The organism is Streptococcus sp. KHUD_012, assembly GCF_052588255.1.
Map to the genome: position 1 here is coordinate 729,687 of NZ_CP159355.1, position 24,827 is coordinate 754,513.

The following is a 24,827-nucleotide window of genomic DNA, read 5'->3' on the forward strand; positions in this document are numbered from 1 at the left end:
AAGCTATAAAAACAAGAAAGGAAAAGCCTGTGGCGAAAAATCTCAAATTAAAAATGGCCCGGGTCGAGCATGATATGACCCAGGGGGATCTTGCAGATGCCATTGGAGTGACGCGCCAGACCATCGGTCTGATTGAGGCGGGAAAGTATAACCCAACCCTCAGTCTCTGCCTTGCCATTTGTAAGGCCTTGGATAAGACGCTGGATCAACTGTTCTGGGAGTAACAGTTTTAATAATAGAAAGAGGAAGAATATGAAACAAAAGAAAGAACCAATTGTAAAAGATGAACGGACCATGCTACTTGATGGAAAAATCGCAGGAGAACTTGTCCTTGGTATGACCTGCTTTATTGCCCTATCTGCCTTTGTGAAATCCAGTATCCTGGACTTAGACCTAGTCGCTTATCTCCCTGAGATGTTCCTTCTGATTGCCATGGGAGCCTATGCCTTTGTGAGAAGGATCAGTTCAGGGATTGATATCCGAGATATGTTAGAAAAAGATAGCTGGTTGAGTCGCCTTGGGTCAGGTCTATTCTTTGCTGTGCTTGTGACAGCTATGGATGTGATTGGAAAGAGAGAAGCAATGATCTTTATCTTGAGTCCCAAGTATCTGGTCAAAATTTTATTAGAAATTCTCGTCTTTGCCCTCCTGACAGATCTGCTTGAAAAACCACTTGCTTTTATCAATCGGAAAAAACAAGAGAAGATTGAGGCAGAGATAGAGGATGAAGAATAAGGAGGAAGAGATGAGATTACAATTGCTGAACAAACAAATCATAGATGAACGAGAAGAAGGCTTAGCTAATAAGGCTGGTGCGGAGACGGCTGGTTTTCTGTTCCTTGCCTTAACTGTTTTTAGTGTGGGATCCATTTTTACGTCTAAGGTGGGGTTAAGTCCAATCATGGTGGTAGCCTTACTCATCGCCTCAGGATTTTATTATTCGGTTCGTTGTCAACGATTGGGTGTGAGATTTATCAATTATAGCTATCTAAATGTGATGGGAATTGTAGTAGTAACCTCTATTCTTTCCTTGTTCATCTGGGCTCAAAATTTTCAATTAAACCAGGTTGTCTATCAGTCCAATCCCTTCCATTCAAAATTTTTGCTGGTGCTTCCTATCACATTTCTCCTGAATCTTCCGATTGTATGGGGGATGAATACCCTTGTAATGCTCCTTGCAAAAGTTGAGAAAAAACGCTATGAAGCCTATCTGGATCAGTTGGAAAAAGAAGAGTAGTTAGTTGGAACATTATTTTCGTCGTAAAAAAGTCTGGAACCCCAGGCTTTTATTTTTCAGTCAAATAAATTGCATTCGTTTTCTTGGGAGAGTATACTGGTATAGTTGAATGAAAAATTCTGATAATTTAATCTTAGAAAAGAGAATATTATGGCAAAACCTATTCGCGTATTACTCTACTACCTCTATACCCCCATTGAAAATGCAGAACAATTTGCAGCCGACCACTTGGCCTTCTGTAAATCAATCGGCCTCAAAGGACGTATCCTAGTCGCTGACGAAGGAATCAATGGAACTGTTTCTGGTGACTACGAAACAACACAAAAATACATGGACTACGTTCACAGCCTTCCAGGTATGGAAGACCTCTGGTTCAAAATTGACGAGGAAGAAGAGCAAGCTTTCAAGAAGATGTTTGTACGTTATAAGAAAGAGATTGTCCACCTTGGTTTAGAGGATGATAATTTCGATAATGACATCAATCCTCTTGAAACGACAGGTGCTTACTTGTCTCCAAAAGAGTTTAAAGAAGCTCTTCTCGACGAGGATACCGTTGTTCTTGATACTCGAAACGACTACGAGTACGACCTTGGACACTTCCGTGGCGCTATTCGTCCTGACATCCGCAATTTCCGTGAATTGCCACAATGGGTCCGTGATAACAAGGAAAAATTCATGGACAAACGCGTTGTCGTCTACTGTACTGGTGGAGTCCGCTGTGAGAAATTCTCAGGCTGGATGGTGCGTGAGGGCTACAAAGATGTTGGTCAATTGCATGGCGGAATTGCAACCTACGGGAAAGATCCAGAAGTTCAAGGCGAACTGTGGGATGGGAAAATGTACGTCTTTGACGAGCGGATTGCAGTCGACGTCAACCATGTTGATCCAAGTGTTGTCGGAAAAGACTGGTTTGATGGAACACCATGTGAACGTTATGTCAACTGTGGAAATCCTTTCTGTAACCGTCGGATCTTGACTTCAGAAGAAAATGAAGACAAGTACCTCCGTGGTTGCTCACATGAGTGCCGAGTTCACCCTCGCAATCGCTATGTAGAAGAACACAACTTGTCACAAGCAGAAGTTCGTGAGCGTTTAGCCCTTATCGGTGAAACGCTTGATGGAGCACCTGCATAATGGAAACAAACAGTCTGAAAGCTCAGGCTGTTTTTATATGGAAATTGATTGAAAATTGTGCTATACTTTAGGTAAGCGATTTCACAAAGGAGAAAACAAATGAGTATCGTGTTTTCAATCAAAAATAAAAAGAGCTTATTTGGCTATCAGAAAGTACTCGCAGCACAGGAAGTTCTTAAATTGGTAGAAGGGTTGACAACCTACAACTATGATCCTGCTACCCTTCATCGTCCCTTAAATGATTTTGAAGGCTTGAACTGTATCGTATTTGGTAAGAGCGGTCTTCCTCTGCAGTTACGCTATTTTGATGAGGAAGAGTCTTATCAGATTCAGGTGCCCTCTTTTGCGATAGAAGAAGATTGGCAGTTGGCCCTTCGATGGCTTAGTCGCCTAGGAGAAGTATTAGGAACGGAGATTGTGGCCAGCGACGGCGTGAGCTATACTCCAGATTCTATTTTCCATTTTGATTATGAAGTCGTTATCCTAGAAACGCTGGGTAATGTGACCAAGGAAAAAGATCTAAAAGAGTTTGAAGTACAAGGCTTCGCTCATCCAGTCTATTTGGATCGGGATACAGTGCAGGAAGTCTTGAACCATGTCCATCCACTAGAAGCCTACTCTGCCTTTATCAAGAAGATTCAATATAGTGCAGCATATTTCAGTCAAGTCCGTTTTTATCAACAGGAGGAGACAGGAGCCTTCTTAGCCAGCTATAGCTTGACAGAAGATACGGATACGGTCTTGCCAAGCGTGCCACATGTTCCTGCAGAATATGTAGAAATTGTGGGCTTAGCAGGTATCATTGATTGGCGGGTGCTATTGGTAGCGATAGATGGAGATCCGGATAAGCCAGAAAATTACCATCCAATTGGGTCTCTTGCTCTGAAGAACCTTATAGAAGCGCTAGAGCCAGATGAATACCAGCTGCTAGATGCTAGTCAAATTGAAATCAAAAAATTGTCCAAAGAGCGCTTGCTAGAATTAGCGCAGTTGGAAAACAAGTAACAATATCGTAGGGAACTGTCCTTCCAACGTTTGATCCGAAAAATCTAACGTCTGGGAGCAGTTCTTTTTTTATGCTCTTTCTTTGATCAAAAACCGATGACTAGGCTAATTATGGTATAATAGGGGCCTAGAAGTAGAATGAAAGAGGTGCACGAAATGCTGTTAGAAGAATTTGATGCCAATCGACAGGCGATTATCAATCCACAAGACTTACACCAACCAATTGAAGGATTTCCCAAAGTAGTCATCTCTTGCTTTTCAAGAGTAACTTTTGCGCGCCTCCTTGAGAATTATGACCATGAGGTCATTGCAAGAACCTCCATGGCCAATTTTGAAGTCCTGGTCTATGGGATCACTATTGGAGACCAACAGATTGGTGCCTTTAATGCACCAGTTGGGGCTGCTTCCTGTGTGGGGATTATAGAGGATTTGATTCAATTTGGGATGGAAAAACTGGTGCTCTTTGGAACATGTGGGGTTTTAGACCGTGATATCGAAGCAACCTCCATTATCATTCCAACAGCTGCTCTTCGCGACGAGGGGACTAGTTACCACTATCTTCCGGCTAGTGATGAAGTGGAAGTAAACAAGAAACCCCTCCCTCTCTTCCAAGCCTTTCTGGACAGTCATAAGGTTTCCTATCAGTCAGGAAAAGTGTGGACGACAGATGCACCCTACCGGGAAACCATCGACAAGATGAAGCGACGAAAGGAAGCGGGAGCCATCTGTGTGGATATGGAATGTTCGGCAGTGGCAGCCCTAGCAGCTTATAGGGGCTTTGAGCTCTGCCATTTCTTCTACGCAGCTGACCACCTCTCGGAAGAAAAATGGGATATCCGAACCTTATCTAGTCATGAGGATTTAGATAGCAAGGATCGAATCGCAGAGTTAGCCATCCAATTTGCGCTCTTTTGGGAAAAGGCAAACTAAATGAAAGAAGCAATGATTGAACTGAAGGATTTTTCCTTCCAATACAAGGCACAGTCTGAACCAACCTTGAAAAATCTCAACTTAACCATTTATAAGGGGGAAAAGGTTCTGATTGTTGGGCCGTCTGGTTCTGGTAAGTCAACCATTGGCCAGTGCTTAAATGGGATTATCCCTAATATCTATAAGGGAACCAGTAGTGGGCAATTCCTCATTCAGGGGAAAGAAGCCTTTGATCTCAGTATTTATGAGAAATCTCACTTGGTTAGTACGGTTTTGCAAGATACAGATGGCCAATTTATTGGTTTGAGTGTCGCAGAAGACTTGGCTTTTGCTCTTGAAAATGACATGGTAGATCTGGGAACGATGAAAGAGCGTGTGCAGAGTTGGGCAGAACGCTTGGATTTGATGAAGCTCTTGGATCATCGGCCACAAGATTTGTCCGGTGGGCAAAAACAGCGAGTGAGCTTAGCAGGTGTTCTGATTGACGAAAGTCCGATCCTCCTTTTTGATGAACCACTGGCTAATCTAGATCCCAAGTCGGGTCAGGATATTATTGATCTGATCGATCAGATTCATGAAGAACAGGGGACGACCACCATTATTATCGAACACCGTTTAGAGGATGTACTCTACCGTCCTGTCGATCGGGTTATCTTGATCAATCAAGGTCAAGTTCTCTTTAATGGGAGCCCAGATGAGTTGTTGAGGACGACACTGCTGGCTGAAAATGGGATTCGAGAACCCCTCTATTTAACAACTCTTCGCCAGCTAGGGCAGGATATCGATCAATTGGAGCATCTAGATCGTCTAGAAGATATCGAGCTTACTGGTGTGAATCGTTCCATTCCAGAAGCGACCTTTACAAAAACTGGGGAAGCAGAAGAACTATTGAAGTTGGAGCAGATTTCCTTTGCCTATCAAGAAAATCATCCGATCTTAAAAAATATATCCCTCAGTATACCTAAGGGGCAGCGCTTAGCGATTGTCGGGAAGAATGGGGCAGGGAAATCAACTCTTGCGAAAGCCATCTGTGGATTCATTACTACAGAAGGGCAATACACCTCTAGAGGTGAAGATATCAAGCAAGAGAGTGTCAAGGAACGGGCAGAGCGAGTCGGCTATGTCCTGCAAAACCCCAATCAAATGATTTCGAGCAATATGATTTTTGATGAAGTCGCTCTAGGTTTGCGCTTGCGGGGGATATCGGAAGAAGATATTAAGGAGCGTGTCTATCAAGCACTGAAAACTTGTGGTCTTTATGAGTTTCGTAAATGGCCGATTTCTGCTCTCTCATATGGGCAAAAGAAACGGGTGACCATCGCCTCTATACTAGTTTTAGGACCAGAAATTTTGGTCTTGGACGAGCCGACAGCAGGTCAGGACCAACGCAATTACACTGAAATCATGGAATTTCTAGATAGCTTGCAAGAAAAAGGCCATACCATTGTCATGATTACCCATGATATGCAGCTGATGTTGGATTATTCTGATCGTGCCCTTGTAGTATCAGACGGACAAATTCTAGCAGATCTCCCACCTGCAGAGCTGTTCACTCATCCGGATATTTTACAAGAGGCTAATCTCAAAGAGACTTCGATTTTTGCCTTAGCCAATCGATTAGGAATGGATCCCTTGGCGCTAACGCAGTTTTATATGCAACAGAAAGGAGCAGGTCATGAATCATCGATTAGTCGGCTACCATGAGGGGACGAGTTTTCTTCATCGCCTTTCAGGTGCGAGTAAGTTACTCTTTCTTCTTTTTGCATCTCTTGCGGCCATGTTGAGTTATGATACCCGGCTCCTTCTAGGAATTGGTGTGGGCGCCTTACTGTTATTCTCTACAGCTCGTATTCGATTTCGGGATATTTCATTTGTACTTGCATTTGCTCTTGTTTTTGCACTGTTAAATGTTGTCATGGTCTATCTCTTTGCCCCCCAGTATGGTGTAGAGATCTACGGGGCAAAGACGGTACTGATGAAGGGGTGGGGCTCCTATAGTATCACCTCGCAGGAACTCTTTTATCTTTTTAATCTAGCTCTTAAGTATGTCTGTACCATACCTCTAGCCTTGATTTTTTTGATGACGACCCATCCTAGTCAGTTTGCTTCAAGCCTCAACCAAATTGGCGTATCCTACAAGATTGCCTATTCTGTCAGCTTGACTCTGCGTTACATTCCTGATGTACAAGAAGAATATCAAACGATTAAATTGTCTCAGGAAGCCAGAGGGGTGGAATTGTCCAAAAAGGCCAAGCTGATCAAGCGGATCAAAGGCAATTTGCAAATCATCTCTCCCTTAATCTTTAGCTCACTTGAGCGGATTGACAGCATTTCTACGGCTATGGAATTACGTCGCTTTGGTAAAAATAAAAAGCGGACCTGGTATTCTCATCAAGCCATGGAAATGAAAGATTATGGGATGATTCTATCAGCCTTGGCTGTTCTGGTTTTGAGTATTGTCCTGATCTTTGTCAATCAAGGACGTTTTTACAATCCATGGAGGTAATGACATGTCAGAAACGATTTTAGTAACAGGAGCTTCAGCTGGTTTTGGTCAAGCGATTTGCCGTCGTTTAGTAGCAGATGGATACCGTGTGATCGGGTCAGCTAGACGCATCGATAAATTACAGGCCCTTCAAGAAGAGTTGGGAGAAGCCTTTTATCCCCTGCAAATGGATGTGACGGATCTTTCTCAGGTAGATCATGCACTTGCCAGTTTGCCAAAAGCTTGGGAGAAAGTGGATGTTTTGGTCAATAATGCTGGCTTGGCCCTAGGCCTCGCCCCAGCTTATGAAGCAGAGGTCGCAGACTGGCTGACCATGATTCAGACCAATATTGTCGGCTTGACCTATCTGACAAGGAAAATCTTGCCCCAGATGGTGGAACGAAATGATGGCTATATTATCAATTTGGGCTCTACAGCAGGAACTGTGCCTTATCCAGGGGCCAACGTTTACGGGGCATCCAAGGCTTTTGTCAAGCAATTCTCCCTCAATCTTCGGGCGGATCTAGCTGGCAAGAAGATTCGTGTCAGCAATATTGAACCCGGTCTTTGCGAAGGGACAGAGTTCTCTTCTGTTCGCTTTAAAGGAGACGAAAAACGGGTAGAAGCCCTCTATCGAGATGCCCATGCCATTCAGCCGGAAGACATTGCCAACACTGTAGCTTGGTTGATCCAACAGCCCAAGCATGTCAATGTCAATCGGATTGAAATCATGCCGGTTTCCCAAACATTTGGTCCTCAACCCGTTTATCGTGATTAAGAAGAGAAGCAACCACTCCACAAGGGGTTGGTTGTTTTTTATCTTTCCTCTGGTATAATAGAAGGCAAAGTAAGGAGAAAAAGATGACAGCTGCCTTAATTATTGGTTCTACAGTTTGTGATGTGATGATTTACTTGGATCGTTTGCCAAGTCGTGAAGGAGATGCCCATATTGATCACCAGCAATGGTCTGTGGGAGGTTGTGCCTTTAATGTCGTCAATATTCTTCATTTTTTGTCGCAACCCTACCAGTTTGTCTCGCCAGTCGGTTCTGGGATATATGGTGATTTTATTCGGAGAGAATTGAACCAATTAGGGATTTCCTCTAGCATCTCATTAGAAGGGGCCAATGGTTGCTGTTATTGCTTTGTAGAGTCTGATGGTGAAAGGACCTTCTTATCGGACCACGGAGTGGAGTATAGCTTCCAAGCAGAGTGGCTAAAAGAGATCGAGACGGATCCGTTTGATTACATTTACTTGTGTGGCCTTGAAGTCGAGGAGCCAACCGGTCTTGCATTGGTCCAGTCTGTTTCGCAACTAGAAGGCCAGGTGATTTTCGCACCTGGGCCACGCGGACTCTTGATTCCAAAGGATCGACTGGAAGCAATTTATGATCTGCATCCAATTCTCCATGTTAATGAGGCTGAAGCACTGGCTTTTTCAGGGTGTAGAGAGATCCAGCCAGCCATCGAACACTTGTATCAGAGAACGGGACAATTAGTCATTGTCACCTTGGGTGAAAACGGAGCGGTTGCCTATGATGGCAACTGGTATGAAGCAGACGGTTTTCCAACAGAAGTTGTCGATACAGTAGGTGCTGGAGATAGCCATGTGGGAGCCTTTATATCCGCTCGTTTAGAAGGTTTAGATATGACGCAAGCCTTAAGATTTGCTAACAAAGTCTCTAGCCAGATTGTTGCAAGTAAGGGCGTTCATCTGACAAAAGAGCAACAAGAAGCCCTGCGAACAGAATTGAAACAAAAATAAAAAAGAGAGTGGGACAGAAATCGGTAATTCGTTAGAATTCGATTTCGTCGTCCCACCTCCGCACAGTTGAGTAGAGCTGTAAAAGCTGATGAAATCAGCGTAGTAGAGCCCACTCAACCACTGCGTCTTGCTCGACAATCCAAAAACAATTGAGAGGCTAGGACTTTTGTCCCAGCCTCTTATTTGACTTTATCCGCTTAGCCCTTTGTATCTTACTACAATGGCCGCTTATTGGGCATGCCTGCTTTTCTTGGGTATTTATTGGGGGTTTCTTTTTTCTTTTCTACAAGAGTGATATAGCGTGGATCCCCGTTTGGCAATTCATACTGTAGATTGTCTTCAACCTTGCTAAATAGCAGGTTGAGGGCATTTTTGGCTTCTTCCAACTCTTCTGGAGCATTGCTGGCCTTGAGAGCAAGAAGCCGTCCTCCTACTTTCAGGTAAGGGATGGTCAGTTCAGAGAGGACCTGCATGCGGGCAACAGCGCGGGCAGTTACGATATCAAATTGGGCACGAAAGGCCTTGTCTTGTGCAAAGTCTTCAGCTCGTCCATGGTAGAAATGAACCCCATTTAAGCCCAACTCTTCAGCCAGCAAGTGGAGAAAATTGATCCGCTTATTAAGGGAATCAATGATGGTCACATCCAGCTCAGGGAAAAGGATCTTCATGGGTAGGCTGGGAAAGCCAGCGCCAGCTCCGATATCCAGGAGACGGATGGGTTGGTTTTCGATCAGGCCCTGTAAAATGGGTGCGATCGAATCATAAAAATGCTTGAGATAGACTTCGTCTTTTTCGGTGATGGCGGTGAGATTAATCTTTTCATTCCATTCCACGAGGAGCTCAAAATACCGTTCGTATTGCTCTTTTTGACGATCAGTTAATGGAAAGCCGAGGTCGGCTAAACGGACATAAAATTCTTCTGGTTTCATGCTTTTATTTTACCACAAAATAAGGGAAATTTGATATACTGGTAGAAAGAAATGAAAGGAATTCAATAAAATGATTTGGATTATTCTTGGGATCATTGTGGTCCTTGTGTTGATTGTAGTAGGAGTTTACAACGGTTTGGTGAAAAGCCGCATGCAGACTCGCGAAGCTTGGAGTCAAATTGATGTGCAATTGAAACGTCGAAATGACTTGATTCCAAACTTGATCGAAACCGTTAAAGGCTATGCCAAGTACGAAGGAGATACACTAGCAAAAGTGACTCAACTTCGCCAACAAGTGGCTCAAGCTACTTCACCTGCAGAAGCGATGGCAGCCAGTGATGCTCTTTCACGTCAAGTGGCAGGCATTTTTGCGGTTGCTGAAAACTACCCAGACTTGAAGGCTAACACCAACTTCATGCAATTGCAAGAAGAATTGACCAATACAGAAAACAAAATTTCTTATGCCCGTCAATTGTACAACAGTGTCACAAGCAATTACAATGTGAAATTGGAAACTTTCCCAACAAACGTAATTGCTGGAATGTTTGGCTTCAGACAAGCTGAATTTCTTCAAGTGCCTGAAGAAGAAAAAGCTGTACCAAAGGTGGACTTTAGCGGATTAGGAGACTAATATGCTTTTTGACCAAATTGCAAGCAATAAAAGGAGAACCTGGATTCTCCTTATTGCTTTTTTCATACTCTTAGCTCTTATCGGAGCAGCCGTTGGTTACCTCTGGTTAGGCTCCTCCCTTGGGGGCGTCATCCTATCTTTGATTATTGGGGGTATCTATGCCTTTAGCATGATTTTTCAATCCACCGAAGTTGTCATGCGGATGAATGGGGCGCGTGAGGTAACGGAAGAGCAAGCCCCTCAGCTCTACCATATTGTCCAAGATATGGCTATGGTAGCTCAGATCCCCATGCCTCGGGTCTATATTGTGGATGATCCTTCGATGAATGCATTTGCGACAGGGTCTAATCCTCAAAATGCTGCTGTTGCAGCAACGACAGGTCTTCTAGCTGTGATGAACCGTGAGGAATTGGAGGGAGTCATCGGACACGAAGTCAGCCACATTCGCAATTACGATATTCGCATCTCTACGATTGCGGTTGCCCTTGCCAGTGCCATCACCATGCTTTCTAGCATTGGTGGCCGGATGATGTGGTGGGGCGGTGGCCGTAGCCGGGACGATGATCGAGAAGGTAGCGGTGGTTTGGAGATTGTTATGTTGATCCTTTCCCTCCTTGCCATCGTTTTAGCGCCATTAGCAGCGACCTTGGTCCAGTTAGCCATTTCTCGTCAACGGGAGTTCCTAGCAGACGCTTCAAGTGTTGAATTGACGCGGAATCCTCAAGGGATGATCAATGCTTTGTTAAAGCTAGACAATAGCGAACCAATGCAACGACATGTCGATGATGCGAGCAGTGCTCTTTTTATCAACGATCCAAAAAAAGAATCCGGTTTGCAAAAACTCTTTTATACCCACCCACCCATTGCTGAGCGGGTGGCTCGCCTAAGAAAAATGTAAAAAAATCCACCAAACGGTGGATTTTTTATTTGGTTGTTAAGAGGAGGGTAGTGAAACCAAGGATGGCAAAGATCCCCCAAGCTAGGGGAAGGCTCCAGATAGCTAGACTAGAAAAGAGAGCTGTCCCAAGTGGCATGGCAAAGCTGACCATCAGTCCCAAAAAGCTAGAGGTAGAAGCTAATTTTTCAGCGGGTAATTTGCTCATTAAAAGGCTGGAAACTTTTGGGTTGATTTTTGCTACAAGATAACCAAGGAAAGTGATGAGTAGAAGGGAAAGAATGTCCCAGTGCATCAGGATGTTTGTAAGCCCAAGCATGGTCAGTCCACCTGCGATCCACAGGAGGATATGATGGAGAGATTGCTTGGAAAAATAGTCATGGGGTGTCAGACTAGCCCAGACCATACTTAAAATAGTCACAGCCTCTAGGATCAAGAGGGATTGGCTAAAGCTCAACTGAAAGAAGGGAGAGTGAAGCAGTTGCAAATTGTAGATACCAGAGATGCATCCACCTAAGGCATTGATGAGAACCAATGAGAAGAGCAACTTACCAAAGTGGTGGACCTCCTCATCTGCAAAAATACTTTTAGCGTTCTGGTACATCTCTTGGCATTCGTGTAGCAAAGAATTCTTGCTTTTGGGCTCAATGACGGGATCATGTGTCAGCTGCTTTTTTCTCATCAGGAGACAAGTGGAAGACAGGAGAAAAGTCACTGCATTGATCGAAGCGACCAGAGCAAAATGTTGATGGCTGATGGCTAGTAGCCAAACTCCTAGAGCTTGTCCAGAAATCGAGCAGACCATACTAAGTAATTGGTTGAAGGAATAGGCCTCCATCAAATCCTCGTCGGGGATGTTCTTTTTCATGATAGGGAGTTGCAAGCCTCCGCGATAATCGCTCAAACAATCTGAAACAATGTTTAAAAAGCAAACAATCGAAAAGGCTAGGTAACCCGGAATCTTGGTCATGAGAGCAATAAGGATGAAGAGGATGGCTTGAAGATAGCCAATGCGGATCAACCAGTTAGCTTTTTTCTTCGTGCGGTCAGCCTTCATACCAACAAAAATGGTAAAGAGGCTAGGAATAAATACAATGAGGTTAGCAATGCCAACTGCCAGACTAGGCTGAGGCATGCTGGCAGCAAAGACCACAAAGACCAGATTGTAGATGGCAGCACCAAGGGTATTTAAAAAGCGAGAAAGGCTGAGTAAGGCAAAAATATTATTACGAGCTAAGAGTTTCATAAGCCTTCCTCCTTCACGTGATCAGTTGCTAGGACTTGTTTGATAGATCGAACGATCTGTTTGAAGAGGTCTAGTTTCTCATCATCAGAGAGAAGAAGTTCCTGATCCTTCAGATAAACGCTGGTATGTGAGAGAAGAAAGCGGAGGAAGTGGTTTTTTAGTTTGGTCATCATGGGAAGAACCTTCTTTCTTTACTTGATGATCCTATTGTAAACCTAAAAAGCAAGAAAAAATTAATGTTGCATATTTTCAACAAAAACTCACAGAGTAGATCTGTGAGTTTTTAGGATTTATTGATCAGTTCTTGCAGGCCCTGTTTGTAGTAGTTGGCACTGTCCTTACAATCCAGAATAGAGAGAACCTGGATGGCCTGTTCCATCTTTTCAAGACCGATTTCTTTTTCTCCCTTTCGATAGAGAAATTCTCCTTTGGCGTAGAGATAAACCGTCCGAAGGTAGGCTTCGTTCTCAGAGTAAAAGTGGTCGTTAATTAGGTGATCAAAAAAAGATGCATCTTCAAATTCATTTGAACTAATGGCGAGAAAGAAGCCATTAAGAAAAATAGAGTTAAGGGCAGAACGAGAAGAGTCTAGGAGAAGCTTGAAATCCTCCCTTTGGACCAACTCCTCTGTGTATTGGCGATAGAGGCGACTAGAGAAAAGTGGAGAGGTCAGAGAAAACAGGTTTAATTCAAAATTTCCCCAGATTGTGACAGAGAAGAGATAATCATGGAGGAAATCCAGTTCCTCTTGGCTAGCGGTGAGCTCCACCTCAGGATAGAAGCCAAGCATTTGGACTTTGAGAATAATGCTGGCTAAGAGGTCTTCTTTTTTCTGATGTTTCTGATAGGCTAGCTGGTAAGTTTGGTACAAGGCTTGGTCGTGTTCCAAGCTCATGTTTTCATAGTGCTCTTTCAACAATTTGGGAATAAAAGAGTGCTGATCGATTCCAGCTAGATGGGAAAACTCACTGAGGCTGGTTTTGATCTGTTGAAGGGCCTGAAAAAAACGTTGCGTGGTCAGGTCATTTTCCCCTCTTTCAAATCGAGATAGCATGGAGCGTGAAAATTCGCCACCCGTAGCCTCCTCTAAAGAGATGTGGCGACTTTCACGTATTTGCCGAAAAACTGCTCCGATATCTTTCATGAATTCTCCTCTATCTAACAATGCCCTAGCAAGTGACTCTCTTTTGTCCAAGAGATGGTGGGACCTTGTGTACAACACCAATTGCCTAGTTTCTGTATCTTTTTTCATGATTATAACAAATTTTTGAGGAGACTTCTTGGTTGAGGGGCAGCTTCATGATATACTAGTAGTATCTAGAAGATTTGAGGACAAAAGAATGAACCTATTTACACAAGAAATCCGTAAAAATCCTGAAGGACTAGCTTTTGATCAAGAGTTGGATTTGCTCAAGGAATTGCAAAAGCGTAATCCAGAAATTCTTGATTTAAAGAATGTGACAGCGGCAGGACGAGTAGCCTATGATACAGGCCTCTATGTCTTGGATTACCAGTTGAGCTATACCATCGTTTTGGCATCTAGCCGAAGCATGGAGCCTGTTGAGCTTCAAGAGAGCTATCCTGTAACAGAGGTGTTTGCGGAGGATGTACAGTCTGACGCAGATATCGAGGCCCTAGAGGAAGACTTGATCCTTCCAATCGAAGGTGGGAAGATTGACCTGAGTGAGAGTGTAGCGGATAATATTCTGCTCAATATTCCTCTCAAGGTTCTCACTCCAGAAGAAGAGGCTGGACAAGGTTTTATCGAAGGCAATGATTGGAAAATCCTATCCGAAGAAGAATACCAAGCCGCTCAAGCGATTAAGAAAGAAGAAAACAGTCCTTTCGCCGGTCTAAATGGCTTGTTTGACGAAGAATAAGCTAGAGATTGCATTTGATAAATTTAGACATAAATACAGGTCTTTTCTTTGAGGAAAGGCCTTCTTTTGATATACTAGGATTAATAAACAACAGAGGGGAGACCTCTAAAAAGGAGAAAAAGTATGGATACTTTATTTATTCCAGGTTGGTTGATTACCGGCCTAATAGTCGCAGTTATTATTTTGATTTTGCTTGTTAAAGGTTATGTGAACGCTAAACCCAACGAAGTCGTGGTCATTACCGGTCTTCGGAAGCAACGTCACTTGCGTGGGAAAGCTGGCTTTATGATTCCCTTTGTCGAACAACGCTCTTATCTTGATATTGAGCAATTCTCGACAGATGTTCGGACGTCAGAAGCAGTCCCAACATTGGACTTCATTAACGTCCGTGCCGATGCGGCTGTTAAATTAAAAATTGGTACAACCGATGAAATGATTGCCCGGGCTGCAGAAAACTTCTTGAACTGGAATACGACAGATATTTCCAACTCTGTCCAAGATGTCTTGGAAGGAAACCTGCGGGAAGTGATCGGTCAGATGGAACTCCGTAAGATGGTCAATGACCGTCAAGAGTTTGCCTCAAAAGTGCAAGACAACGTAGCGCCAGACTTGGCTAAAATGGGTCTAGAAGTCATCGCCTTTACGGTTCAATCCTTCTCTGATGAAGGGGGAGTCATCGATAACCTCGGGATTGAAAATGTTGAAACCATTAAGAAAGATGCCTTGATTGCCAAAGCCAAAGCAGAACGCGAACGCAAGGAAGTTGAAGCAGAACAAGATAAATTGGCCAACGACAAACGCGTCGCTGCCGATCTTGAAATCGCGCAAAAACAAAACGAATTAAAACTCAAACAAGCAGCCCTCAAGCAAGAAGCAGATATTGCCCAAGCAAAAGCAGATGCCGCTAAAGGGATTGAGGCAGAAGTGCAACGTCGTGAACAAGAGCGCGTGGCAGCCGAAGCCAATATCATGAAACAGGAAAAAGAAGCGGAAGTCAAAGAGCGCGAAGTTAAGGTTCGTGAGCAAGAATTGGATGCCAACATCCGCAAACAAGCTGAAGCTGAAAAATATGCGCGTCAACAAGCTGCAGAAGCAGAATTGATTGAACGCCAACGCAAGGCGGAAGCAGAACTCTTCGAAACACAAAAAGAAGCCGAAGCTCGAAAAGCTCAAGCCGAAGCTGAGAAATTTGCCCAATTGCAAGAGGCCGAAGCTATTGAGGCTAAAGGTCGTGCCGAGGCTGAAGCCATTCGCTTGAAACTGGAAGCCGAAGCCAAAGGTTTAGACCAAAAGGCCGAAGCAATGAAGAAAATGCAAGAAGCAGCCATTACTGAAATGGTCGTTGACAAGTTGCCTGAAATTGCGCGTGCTGTCGCAGAACCATTAACCAAGGTTGATAAGATCACCATGTACGGGGAAGGCAATGCTTCTAAGATGGTGGGCGATATTATGCAAAGTATCGACCAAGTCTCTCAAGGAGCTGGATTTGATATTCGTCAATTGCTAGCAGGAGCTCTTGGAGTTAATATGACGGTCAATAAACTCAAAGAAGGAGAACAACCGGTCATTGAAGCAGAGGAGTTAGCTTCTAAAGAAGATTAATGCCATTCATCAAGAAGTGTCTGAGAACTGTTTCTCGGGCACTTTTGTTTTTAAGATCAAATGACTTGCATGATCTTCTCCCTCTTGGAGAAGGCGGGAAGCTATTTTCTGCTTTCTTTTGAGGAGGAAAAATGGTAGAATAAAGGCAAACTATAAAGAGGAGTGTCACATGACTAAAGCAAACTTTGGTGTTGTTGGTATGGCCGTAATGGGTCGTAACCTTGCCCTTAATATCGAATCTCGTGGCTACACAGTTGCCATTTTTAACCGTAGTAAAGAAAAAACAGAAGATGTGATTGCTTGCCATCCTGATAAAAACTTTGTGCCAAGCTATGATATCGAAAGCTTCGTAAACTCTATCGAAAAACCACGTCGTATCATGCTCATGGTTCAAGCAGGACCTGGTACAGACGCAACTATCCAAGCCCTTCTTCCACACTTGGACAAAGGTGACATCTTGATCGACGGAGGAAACACTTTCTATAAAGATACTATCCGTCGTAACGAAGAGTTGGCGAATTCAGGGATCAACTTTATTGGTACTGGTGTATCTGGTGGGGAAAAAGGCGCCCTTGAAGGTCCTTCAATCATGCCTGGTGGACAAAAAGAAGCGTATGACTTGGTAGCTGACGTTCTTGAAGAAATCTCTGCAAAAGCGCCTGAAGATGGAAAACCATGTGTGACTTACATCGGTCCTGATGGAGCTGGTCACTACGTGAAAATGGTCCACAACGGTATCGAGTACGGGGATATGCAATTGATCGCAGAAAGCTATGACCTCATGCAACACTTGCTTGGTCTTTCTGCAGAAGACATGGCTGAAATCTTCACTGAATGGAACAAGGGTGAATTGGACAGCTACTTGATCGAAATCACTGCTGATATCTTGAAACGCAAAGACGACGAAGGTCAAGATGGACCAATCGTAGACTACATCTTGGACGCTGCAGGAAACAAAGGAACTGGTAAATGGACTAGCCAATCAGCGCTTGACCTTGGTGTGCCATTGTCACTCATCACTGAGTCAGTATTTGCCCGTTACATCTCTGCCTACAAAGAAGAACGTGTACACGCTAGCAAGGTTCTTCCAAAACCAGCTGCATTCAAATTTGAAGGAGACAAGGCTGAGTTGATCGAAAAAATTCGTCAAGCCCTTTACTTCTCAAAAATCATCTCTTACGCACAAGGTTTTGCGCAATTGCGTGTTGCTTCTAAAGAAAACAACTGGAACTTGCCATTTGCGGACATCGCATCTATCTGGCGCGATGGATGTATCATCCGTTCTCGTTTCTTGCAAAAGATCACAGATGCTTACAACCGCGATGCAGATCTTGCTAACCTTCTATTGGATGAGTACTTCTTAGATGTTACTGCTAAGTACCAACAATCAGTTCGGGATATCGTAGCTCTTGCTGTTCAAGCTGGTGTACCCGTACCAACCTTCTCAGCAGCCATCACTTACTTTGATAGCTACCGTTCAGAGGATCTTCCAGCAAACTTGATCCAAGCACAACGTGACTACTTTGGTGCTCACACTTACCAACGTAAAGACAAAGAAGGTACCTTCCACTATTCTTGGTACGACGAAAAATAATCTTGCTCTATGGTCAAACGAGTTCTACTAGTAGAAAATGAGAAGCAAATCGCTCGCTTCATTGATTTGGAACTTCAAAAAGAAGGGTACCAAGTTGATGTGGTCGAGGATGGAAAAGCGGGTCTGGCTTTGATTGCTGCGACCAAATATGATCTGATCTTGTTTAATTACGATTTGTCAGATATGTCTGGTGAAACATTCGCAGAGGAAATCAGTCGGATTCGCCCAGCTTCTGTTTTGATTGTTTTGGATAGCCGCGAAAAAATTGCTGAGCACAAAGAGAGTATTCAGCGCTTTGCCGTTTCCTATATGGTTAAACCCTTTATTATCAGCGATTTGGTCGATAAGATCACAGCGATTTTTAGAGGACGTGATTATATTGACCAACATTGTAGCCAGATGAAAATTCCAACCTCATACCGCAATCTGCGCATTGATGTGGAACACCATACCGTCTATCGTGGGAAGGATATGATTAGTTTGACCCGCAGAGAATATGACCTCCTGGCGACTCTGATGGGAAGCAAAGGGGTGATGACACGAGATCAGTTGTTGGAAAGTGTCTGGAAGTACGAGAGTACAGGTGAGACTAATATTGTGGACGTCTATATCCGTTATCTCCGTGGGAAAATTGATCTACCCGGTCAAAAAAGCTATATTAAGACCGTTCGTGGGATTGGCTATGCCATGCAAGACACATTAGAATAAAATATTCGAACCCTTAGAGGGTTCGAATATTTTTATGACTCAAGGGAAACGTTTGCGTTTGGAAAGGATGGGTTTTAAAAAGGATTTGGCTAAAAAAAGATAAAAAAAGATAAAATTTAGAGAAAAAAATGAATGTAAGGCTTTACAAATTTTTAAAATGTGGTATACTAGAAACAAATTAAGCGCAAACGTTTTCTTAAAAACAAAAGCCTTAAACAATATAAGGAGGTTGAATGATGAATAAAGGATCATTCAAAAGTTTATTTAGCTTTGAATTCTGGCAAAAGTTCGGTAAGGCCTTGATGGTCGTTATCGCTGTAATGCCAGCTGCTGGGTTGATGATTTCAATCGGGAAATCAATCCCTATGATCAACCCGAATTTATCTCCACTTGTTATTACAGGTGGGGTTCTCGAACAAATCGGTTGGGCGGTTATCGGTAACCTTCACATCCTGTTTGCGCTCGCTATCGGTGGTAGCTGGGCCAAAGAGCGTGCTGGGGGTGCCTTTGCGGCTGGTCTCTCTTTCATCTTGATTAACCGTATTACAGGTGCAGTGTTTGGAGTTACATCTGCAATGTTGGCTGATAAGGATGCTACCGTTCACACAATCTTAGGTGGATCGATTAAAGTTGCGGACTACTTTATCAGTGTTCTTGAAGCACCAGCTCTGAATATGGGGGTATTTGTAGGGATTATCTCAGGTTTTGTTGGAGCAACAGCCTTCAATAAATACTACAACTACCGTAAACTCCCAGAAGCCCTTTCTTTCTTCAATGGGAAACGCTTTGTACCATTCGTTGTTATCGTCCGTTCAGCTCTTGCAGCCTTGGTTTTGGCAGCCTTGTGGCCAGTAGTTCAATCAGGAATTAATGGATTTGGTGTTTGGATCGCCAACTCACAATCCACTGCCCCAGTATTGGCACCATTCTTGTACGGTACCTTGGAACGTCTTCTCTTGCCGTTTGGTCTTCACCACATGTTGACCATTCCAATCAACTATACTCAATTGGGTGGTAGCTACCAAGTACTTACAGGTGCTGCCAAAGGAACAACAGTATTTGGACAAGATCCACTTTGGTTAGCTTGGGTAACAGACCTTGTTAACTTGAAGAAAGCAGATCCTAGTCAGTATCAACACTTGCTTAAAGCATACGTACCAGCTCGTTTCAAAGTTGGTCAAATGATCGGATCATTTGGTATCTTGATGGGGGTTGTGGTGGCTATCTACCGCAATGTGGACCCAGATAAAAAAGAAAAATACAAAGGGATGCTTGTTGCAACTGCTCTTGCAACCTTCTTGACAGGTGTTACAGAACCAATTGAATACATGTTCATGTTCATTGCAACACCATTGTACTTGATCTACGCCTTTGTTCAAGGTGCTGCCTTTGCAATGGCTGACTTGGTTCACCTTCGTGTTCACTCATTCGGTGCAATCGAATTCTTGACACGTACTCCAATGGCCATCAACGCTGGTTTGGCACTAGATATCTTTAACTTTGTATGGGTAACAGTCCTCTTTGCCTTTATCATGTACTTCATTGCCAACTTCATGATTAAGAAATTCAATTATGCGACTCCAGGACGTAATGGAAACTACGAACAAAATGATGATGCCCCTTCAGGAGATGGTTCAACAGCTGGAGCTGCTACAAGCTCAGCAAGCTCACAAGTGATTAACATCATCAACCTTCTTGGTGGACGTGCGAATATCGTAGATGTTGATGCATGTATGACTCGTCTTCGTGTAACTGTTAAAGATGCTGAAAAAGTCGGTACTGAAGAACAATGGAAAGCAGAAGGCGCTATGGGTCTTGTCATGAAAGGACAAGGTGTCCAAGCAATCTACGGACCTAAAGCTGACGTATTAAAATCTGATATCCAAGACGTTCTTGATTCAGGTGAAGTCATTCCTGAAACACTTCCTAGCCAAATGACAGCAGTTCAAAAAGCTGAAGCAACCTTTAAAGGTGTGACGGATGAAGTGCATTCCGTTGCAGATGGTAAAGTGATTAACATCGAAGATGTGAAAGATCCAGTCTTCTCACAAAAAATGATGGGTGACGGATTTGCGGTTGAGCCTGAAAATGGCCACATCGTTTCACCAATTGCTGGTAAAGTGACCAGCGTCTTCCCAACCAAACATGCCCTTGGTTTGGTAACAGATAATGGTTTGGAAGTCTTGGTTCATATCGGTCTAGATACAGTTAGTCTTGAAGGAAAACCATTCGAGGTTAAAGTTACTGAAGGTCAAACAGTTGCTGCTGGAGACCTCTTGGTAGAAGCAGACCTTGATGCGATCCGTGAAGCAGGTCGTGAAACTTCAACAATTGTTGTTTTCACAAATGCAGATGCAATTAAATCAGTTAAGGTCGAACATACTGGTAAATTGGCTGCAAATGCGCCTGTTGCAACAGTAGAATTATAAGAGATGTCGGCAAAGAAAACGAGGTTGGGGCAGTGTACCCGGCCTCTTGCCGTTTCTTGATTTGGAAAGAAGGAGAAATCAGGGGATGAAATTTTTAACATTAAATTCCCATAGTTGGATGGAAGAGAATGCCCAGCAAAAATTTGAGACCCTCAAGGAGCAAATTTTAGAAGCACAATATGATGTGATCTGTTTCCAAGAGGTCAATCAAGAAATGGCCTCAGAAACAGTCGAAACAGATGAGTATTATCAAGCTTTGCCATCATCTGTAGCCATTCACAAAGATCACTTTGTTCGCGTATTGGTAGAAGAGTTAGCTGCTCATGGACTCCACTATTATTGGACTTGGGCCTACAACCATATTGGCTATGATCACCTCAATGAGGGTGTGGCCGTTCTTTCGCGTCAACCCTTGAAGGCGGATGAGATTTTGGTATCCAATATGGATGACCCAACGGACTATCATACGCGTCGAGTGGCCGTTGCCCATACAAGTGTGGATGGCAAAGAAATTGCTGTTGCCAGCGTCCATCTTTCTTGGTGGGACAAAGGTTTCCAATTTGAGTGGCCACGCATTGAGAACTACTTCAGCCAAGTAGGCAAACCCTTTATTCTAGCTGGTGATTTCAATAATCCTGCTGGTCAAGAAGGGTATGAGACGATTCTATCCAGTTCCCTTAAACTTCAAGACAGCTTTATAGAAGCCAAAGAAACCAAGGGTACTTATACTGTAGGCCCTGGAATCGATGGCTGGACGGACAATCAAGTTCCATTGCGAATCGATTACATCTTTGCAAGTCCAGAATGGGACATCCAGCGTCTACATGTCATTTTTGATGGTCAAAACAAAGCCCATGTCAGTGATCACTATGGCTTAGAAGCTGAATTATCACTTTAATATAAATGGAGAGTCGAAAGGAAAACGATTTTATTCAATCGTCCTTCGACTCTTTTTTATGGATCAATGAGGAGCAAGCATAGGGGATTCTCCTGTTCTTCTGCTTTCTTTACGATTCAATTTATGGTAAAATGAAGTGTTAAAACAGTTTAAGGAGGTAGCAAATGCGTTGTCCAAAATGTGGTGGAAGTAAGTCTAGTGTGGTGGATAGTCGACAAGCTGAAGATGGGAACACCATCCGTCGTCGCAGGGAATGCGAAGAGTGCCATTATCGCTTTACTACCTACGAGCGAGTGGAAGAGCGGACCCTAGTGGTTGTCAAAAAGGATGGGACACGCGAGCAATTTTCTCGTGATAAAATCTTTAACGGTATTATCCGCTCGGCTCAAAAACGGCCTGTTTCTAGTGACGAAATCGAAGAAATTGTAAACCGAATAGAGCAAAAGGTTCGCAGCCAAAGTGATAATGAAATCAACAGTGAGTATATTGGTTCGTTGGTCATGGATGAGTTAGCAGATCTAGATGAGATCACCTATGTCCGTTTTGCTAGTGTTTACCGGAGTTTCAAGGATGTCGGTGAGTTAGAAACCCTCTTGAAACAAATTACGAAGGGAACCAAGAAGAAAAAGGAAAAATAGATGAAGCCCAATACGCCTTTCGCATTTTTAAAAAATAATCTTCTTCCACCGGCAGGGGCTGCATTGGAGCAGTATTACCTGCCTATTTTGGAGACGGAAACGGTAGCAGTTTATCGTTATCTGCTCGCCTCTTATGATCAGGGTGAAAAACAATATTTACTTGCTCAAATCCTCAATCACTTGAATATAGGATTTCCACAGTTGCTACTAGCCTTTGATCGCTTAATTGCTATGGGGTTGATCGATCTCTATGAGGAAGAAGTTGGGATCGCCATCCAATTACATGCTCCTCTTGCCTCAGAACAATTTTTTTCGAATGCTGTTTTTAAACGCTTGCTTGAAAAAAAGATTGGGGAAAAGGCCGTGGAGGATTTGCTCCCAGCACGCTCTTTAGGGACTAGACGGCAAGTGTCCTTCTCGCAAGTCTTTGGACTAGATGCTGGGGAGACGACCGTTCTTCCAAGTAAGAAACAGCAGTTTGATATGGAGATGTTTAAGCGAATGATGGGGCGTGATGGACTTCGTTTTGCGGATGAAGGAGAAGCAACCCTAGCTCTCTTTGCCATCGCAGAAGAGCAACAATGGACCTGGTATGAAACCTATCTCCTAGCAAAAGAAACGGCTGTAGACCGGATTGTCTCTCCAAAGAGAATGAAGCAAAAGTTGGCTCAGGCCAACCAAGAGCAACCCCGCATGTCCTATAGCCGTCAGGAAGAAACCATTCTGAGAGAAGCTAAGGCAAAATCCAGCCTACAATTTCTAGCGGAGATTAAGAAGGCACGCAATGCGACCATTACGCAGAGCGAACGCAAGACTTTATCCAAGTTAGCTGATCTAGGCTTACTAGATGAGGTGATCAATATTATCTTATTGTTGACCTTTAACAAGACCCAGTCTGCTAATCTCAATGAAAAGTATGCTTTGAAGGTAGGAAATGATTTTTCTTATCAAGGGGTCAACAGTGCAGAACTAGCGATTTTAAAAGTTCGAGAACGCCAGGAACAAGCTAAGTCTCAAGGAAACAAGGGGACGAGTCCTGCATCAGCCAAGAGCAAGCACAGCAATGTTCCCAAGTGGAGCCAACCAAACTATCAAAATCAAACCAGTCAAGCAGAAAAGGTGGATCTTGCTAAAGAGAAACAACGTCTGTTAGAAAAACTGAATCAAGGAGGTGAGTAGATGGAAAGTGTAGGTCAAACCATGTTTCATATGAATCGTGCGCGTCAATTTAACTATGAGGATTTGGTCGCACAGATCTTGGCAGACCAAGAAGTGGCTGCCTTTATCAAGGACCAGTCTTTGTCTGAACAAGAAATTCGACGTAGTATTTCAAAATTTAATCAATACATTAGTGAACGCAACCGTTTCTTATTGGGAGATCCGGATTATATTGCCAAAGGCTACAAACCCATCCTCACCATGAATGAAGGCTATGCGGATGTCGCTTATGAGGAGACGCCAGAGTTAATTGAAGCCCAAAAACGAGCTGCTATCAACCAACGTCTCAACTTGATCAATCTCCCTTCAACCTTGAAAGAAGCGAGTCTAGCCAAGGTAGAACTCGATGATAAGGGGCGATTTGAGGCCTTTGAAGAATTAGCCAATTTTGTGGCCAACTATCCAGAATATCAAAAGGGGATCTACCTCTATGGTGATTTTGGAGTAGGAAAGAGCTACATGATGGCAGCCTTGGCTCATGATTTATCCGAAAAACGTCAGGCCTCTACTACCCTACTTCATTTCCCAAGCTTTGCGATCGATGTCAAAAATGCCATCAGTTCAGGCTTGGTCAAAGAAACCGTCGATCAGGTGAAAAAAGCCGAAATTTTAATTCTCGATGATATCGGTGCGGAACAGATGTCAGCCTGGGTGCGAGATGAAATCTTACAGGTGATTTTGCAGCACCGAATGCAGGAAAATCTCCCAACCTTCTTTACTTCTAACTTTAATTTTGAAGAGTTGGAACGTCATTTTGCGGCTTCGCGCAATGGAGATGAAACCTGGCAGGCCAAACGGGTCATGGAGCGCGTGAAATTTTTAGCCAAGGAAATCCATCTGGAAGGAGTCAATCGTCGATGAATGAAACCATCCGTTTAATGAAATCTCATTTTTCTGTTCGCCGTTTTAAGGAAGAAGCCATCAAAGAAGCTGACCTCAAGGAAATTTTATCAGCTGGGCAGATGGCATCAAGTTGGAAAAACTTTCAGTCTTATTCTGTGATTGTGGTCAAAAGCAAGGAAAAGAAAGAAGCTCTATACGACTTGCTTCCTCAAGAAGCAATTCGCCAATCAGCCGTCTTTCTCCTCTTTGTTGGGGATTTAAACCGTGCTGAAAAAGCTGTCAAACTTCATGAGCAGGATTTCCATCCTGAAGGGGTGGACAACTTACTGATCACCTCAGTGGATGCGGCTCTAGCAGCTCAAAATACGCTATTGGCAGCTGAAAGTCTCGGCTATGGTGGAGTGATGATCGGCATGTTGCGCTACTGTTCAGAAGAAGTCGCAGAACTCTTCCGTCTGCCAGACTATACCTATCCTGTTTTTGGGATTGCTCTCGGAGTACCTAATCAGCAGCATGCGGTGAAACCACGCTTGCCATTGGAGCAGGTTGCTTTTGAAGAAGAATACCAAGAACAAGACCTATCAGTTGTGACTGCCTATGACAAGGTTCAGGCAGATTATGCTGGAGCGCGTGCAACAGACAGCTGGAGCGAGCGCCTTGCAGCTCAATTTGATCAACCTGAACAAGAAGAGACCAAAAAACTACTAGAAAAACACAAACTATTATGAAATGAAGAGAGGCGTTCTTGAACCGAGGTCTCG

26 protein-coding genes are annotated in these 24,827 nt (G+C 43.6%); 22 read left to right on the plus strand and 4 right to left on the minus strand.

The window, feature by feature from the left end:
- Nucleotides 1-29: 29 nt before the first annotated feature.
- The 10 genes from ABVF55_RS03465 to ABVF55_RS03510 all read left to right on the plus strand — a co-directional run bounded on the left by ABVF55_RS03465 (nucleotide 30) and on the right by ABVF55_RS03510 (nucleotide 8,555).
- Nucleotides 30-224, plus strand: a complete 195-nt coding sequence (locus ABVF55_RS03465) for a helix-turn-helix transcriptional regulator (RefSeq protein ID WP_023027179.1) — start codon at nucleotides 30-32, stop codon at nucleotides 222-224.
- Nucleotides 225-252: 28 nt separating this feature from the next.
- Nucleotides 253-735 (plus strand): DUF6773 family protein, encoded by a 483-nt coding sequence (locus ABVF55_RS03470; protein ID WP_303471716.1) that lies wholly within the window; start codon nucleotides 253-255, stop codon nucleotides 733-735.
- Between the two features lie 10 nt (nucleotides 736-745).
- Nucleotides 746-1,237: a DUF6773 family protein gene (locus ABVF55_RS03475; protein WP_445285541.1), complete on the plus strand. Its 492-nt coding sequence runs from the start codon at nucleotides 746-748 to the stop codon at nucleotides 1,235-1,237.
- Between the two features lie 150 nt (nucleotides 1,238-1,387).
- Entirely contained in the window at nucleotides 1,388-2,371 is a 984-nt protein-coding gene (trhO, locus tag ABVF55_RS03480) for an oxygen-dependent tRNA uridine(34) hydroxylase TrhO (protein WP_045759784.1), read from the plus strand.
- 99 nt (nucleotides 2,372-2,470) lie between these two features.
- Nucleotides 2,471-3,376 carry a DUF4299 family protein gene (locus ABVF55_RS03485; protein WP_070665488.1) on the plus strand — a complete coding sequence of 302 codons (906 nt, stop codon included), beginning with the start codon at nucleotides 2,471-2,473 and terminating at the stop codon, nucleotides 3,374-3,376.
- Nucleotides 3,377-3,532: 156 nt separating this feature from the next.
- On the plus strand, nucleotides 3,533-4,306 hold the full coding sequence (locus ABVF55_RS03490; protein ID WP_445285542.1) for a nucleoside phosphorylase: 774 nt from the start codon (nucleotides 3,533-3,535) through the stop codon (nucleotides 4,304-4,306).
- Nucleotides 4,307-6,010 carry an ABC transporter ATP-binding protein gene (locus ABVF55_RS03495; protein WP_303471728.1) on the plus strand — a complete coding sequence of 568 codons (1,704 nt, stop codon included), beginning with the start codon at nucleotides 4,307-4,309 and terminating at the stop codon, nucleotides 6,008-6,010.
- Complete coding sequence (locus ABVF55_RS03500) at nucleotides 5,982-6,812, plus strand: energy-coupling factor transporter transmembrane component T family protein (RefSeq protein WP_303471733.1); 831 nt, start codon at nucleotides 5,982-5,984, stop codon at nucleotides 6,810-6,812. The genes ABVF55_RS03495 and ABVF55_RS03500 overlap by 29 nt, the downstream gene beginning before the upstream one ends.
- A 4-nt stretch (nucleotides 6,813-6,816) precedes the next feature.
- Complete coding sequence (locus tag ABVF55_RS03505; protein ID WP_201088191.1) at nucleotides 6,817-7,569, plus strand: SDR family oxidoreductase; 753 nt, start codon at nucleotides 6,817-6,819, stop codon at nucleotides 7,567-7,569.
- An 83-nt stretch (nucleotides 7,570-7,652) separates the two neighbouring features.
- Nucleotides 7,653-8,555 (plus strand): carbohydrate kinase family protein, encoded by a 903-nt coding sequence (locus ABVF55_RS03510; RefSeq protein ID WP_223345019.1) that lies wholly within the window; start codon nucleotides 7,653-7,655, stop codon nucleotides 8,553-8,555.
- Between the two features lie 215 nt (nucleotides 8,556-8,770).
- Here ABVF55_RS03510 and rsmG read toward each other — a convergent pair whose 3' ends face one another.
- Complete coding sequence (gene rsmG / locus ABVF55_RS03515; RefSeq protein ID WP_155167416.1) at nucleotides 8,771-9,484, minus strand: 16S rRNA (guanine(527)-N(7))-methyltransferase RsmG; 714 nt, start codon at nucleotides 9,482-9,484, stop codon at nucleotides 8,771-8,773.
- A 70-nt stretch (nucleotides 9,485-9,554) separates the two neighbouring features.
- Here rsmG and ABVF55_RS03520 point away from each other — a divergent pair, with 70 nt between their 5' ends.
- Entirely contained in the window at nucleotides 9,555-10,115 is a 561-nt protein-coding gene (locus ABVF55_RS03520) for a LemA family protein (RefSeq protein ID WP_049472048.1), read from the plus strand.
- Between the two features lies 1 nt (nucleotide 10,116).
- Nucleotides 10,117-11,013 (plus strand): zinc metalloprotease HtpX, encoded by an 897-nt coding sequence (gene htpX, locus ABVF55_RS03525; RefSeq protein ID WP_070595364.1) that lies wholly within the window; start codon nucleotides 10,117-10,119, stop codon nucleotides 11,011-11,013.
- A 25-nt stretch (nucleotides 11,014-11,038) separates the two neighbouring features.
- Here htpX and ABVF55_RS03530 read toward each other — a convergent pair whose 3' ends face one another.
- The 3 genes from ABVF55_RS03530 to ABVF55_RS03540 all read right to left on the minus strand — a co-directional run bounded on the left by ABVF55_RS03530 (nucleotide 11,039) and on the right by ABVF55_RS03540 (nucleotide 13,400).
- Nucleotides 11,039-12,256 carry an MFS transporter gene (locus tag ABVF55_RS03530; RefSeq protein ID WP_445285543.1) on the minus strand — a complete coding sequence of 406 codons (1,218 nt, stop codon included), beginning with the start codon at nucleotides 12,254-12,256 and terminating at the stop codon, nucleotides 11,039-11,041.
- Entirely contained in the window at nucleotides 12,253-12,429 is a 177-nt protein-coding gene (locus tag ABVF55_RS03535; RefSeq protein ID WP_162837396.1) for a hypothetical protein, read from the minus strand. Before ABVF55_RS03535 ends, ABVF55_RS03530 begins: the two co-directional genes overlap by 4 nt.
- 110 nt (nucleotides 12,430-12,539) lie before the next feature.
- Nucleotides 12,540-13,400 (minus strand): helix-turn-helix domain-containing protein, encoded by an 861-nt coding sequence (locus ABVF55_RS03540; protein WP_023918925.1) that lies wholly within the window; start codon nucleotides 13,398-13,400, stop codon nucleotides 12,540-12,542.
- A gap of 196 nt (nucleotides 13,401-13,596) precedes the next feature.
- Between ABVF55_RS03540 and ABVF55_RS03545 the strand changes: the two genes are divergently transcribed.
- The 10 genes from ABVF55_RS03545 (at nucleotide 13,597) to ABVF55_RS03590 (ending at nucleotide 24,794) form a co-directional block, all read left to right on the plus strand.
- On the plus strand, nucleotides 13,597-14,136 hold the full coding sequence (locus ABVF55_RS03545) for a YceD family protein (RefSeq protein WP_303471638.1): 540 nt from the start codon (nucleotides 13,597-13,599) through the stop codon (nucleotides 14,134-14,136).
- A gap of 123 nt (nucleotides 14,137-14,259) precedes the next feature.
- Entirely contained in the window at nucleotides 14,260-15,738 is a 1,479-nt protein-coding gene (locus ABVF55_RS03550; protein ID WP_003005145.1) for a flotillin family protein, read from the plus strand.
- Nucleotides 15,739-15,907: 169 nt separating this feature from the next.
- The gene (gndA, locus tag ABVF55_RS03555; protein WP_320909795.1) at nucleotides 15,908-17,332 is read left to right on the plus strand and encodes an NADP-dependent phosphogluconate dehydrogenase; all 1,425 of its coding nucleotides are present in this window, start codon (nucleotides 15,908-15,910) and stop codon (nucleotides 17,330-17,332) included.
- A 9-nt stretch (nucleotides 17,333-17,341) separates the two neighbouring features.
- Nucleotides 17,342-18,040, plus strand: a complete 699-nt coding sequence (locus ABVF55_RS03560) for a response regulator transcription factor (protein ID WP_445285544.1) — start codon at nucleotides 17,342-17,344, stop codon at nucleotides 18,038-18,040.
- Nucleotides 18,041-18,273: 233 nt separating this feature from the next.
- Entirely contained in the window at nucleotides 18,274-20,469 is a 2,196-nt protein-coding gene (locus tag ABVF55_RS03565; protein ID WP_445285545.1) for a PTS transporter subunit IIBC, read from the plus strand.
- Between the two features lie 85 nt (nucleotides 20,470-20,554).
- Nucleotides 20,555-21,367, plus strand: a complete 813-nt coding sequence (locus ABVF55_RS03570) for an endonuclease/exonuclease/phosphatase family protein (protein ID WP_445285546.1) — start codon at nucleotides 20,555-20,557, stop codon at nucleotides 21,365-21,367.
- Nucleotides 21,368-21,531: 164 nt separating this feature from the next.
- Entirely contained in the window at nucleotides 21,532-22,005 is a 474-nt protein-coding gene (gene nrdR, locus ABVF55_RS03575) for a transcriptional regulator NrdR (protein ID WP_003005476.1), read from the plus strand.
- Complete coding sequence (locus tag ABVF55_RS03580; RefSeq protein ID WP_445285547.1) at nucleotides 22,006-23,184, plus strand: DNA helicase; 1,179 nt, start codon at nucleotides 22,006-22,008, stop codon at nucleotides 23,182-23,184.
- Nucleotides 23,185-24,084: a primosomal protein DnaI gene (dnaI, locus tag ABVF55_RS03585; protein WP_195189414.1), complete on the plus strand. Its 900-nt coding sequence runs from the start codon at nucleotides 23,185-23,187 to the stop codon at nucleotides 24,082-24,084.
- Nucleotides 24,081-24,794: a nitroreductase family protein gene (locus ABVF55_RS03590; protein ID WP_445285548.1), complete on the plus strand. Its 714-nt coding sequence runs from the start codon at nucleotides 24,081-24,083 to the stop codon at nucleotides 24,792-24,794. Before dnaI ends, ABVF55_RS03590 begins: the two co-directional genes overlap by 4 nt.
- The last annotated feature ends 33 nt before the right edge of the window (nucleotides 24,795-24,827 follow it).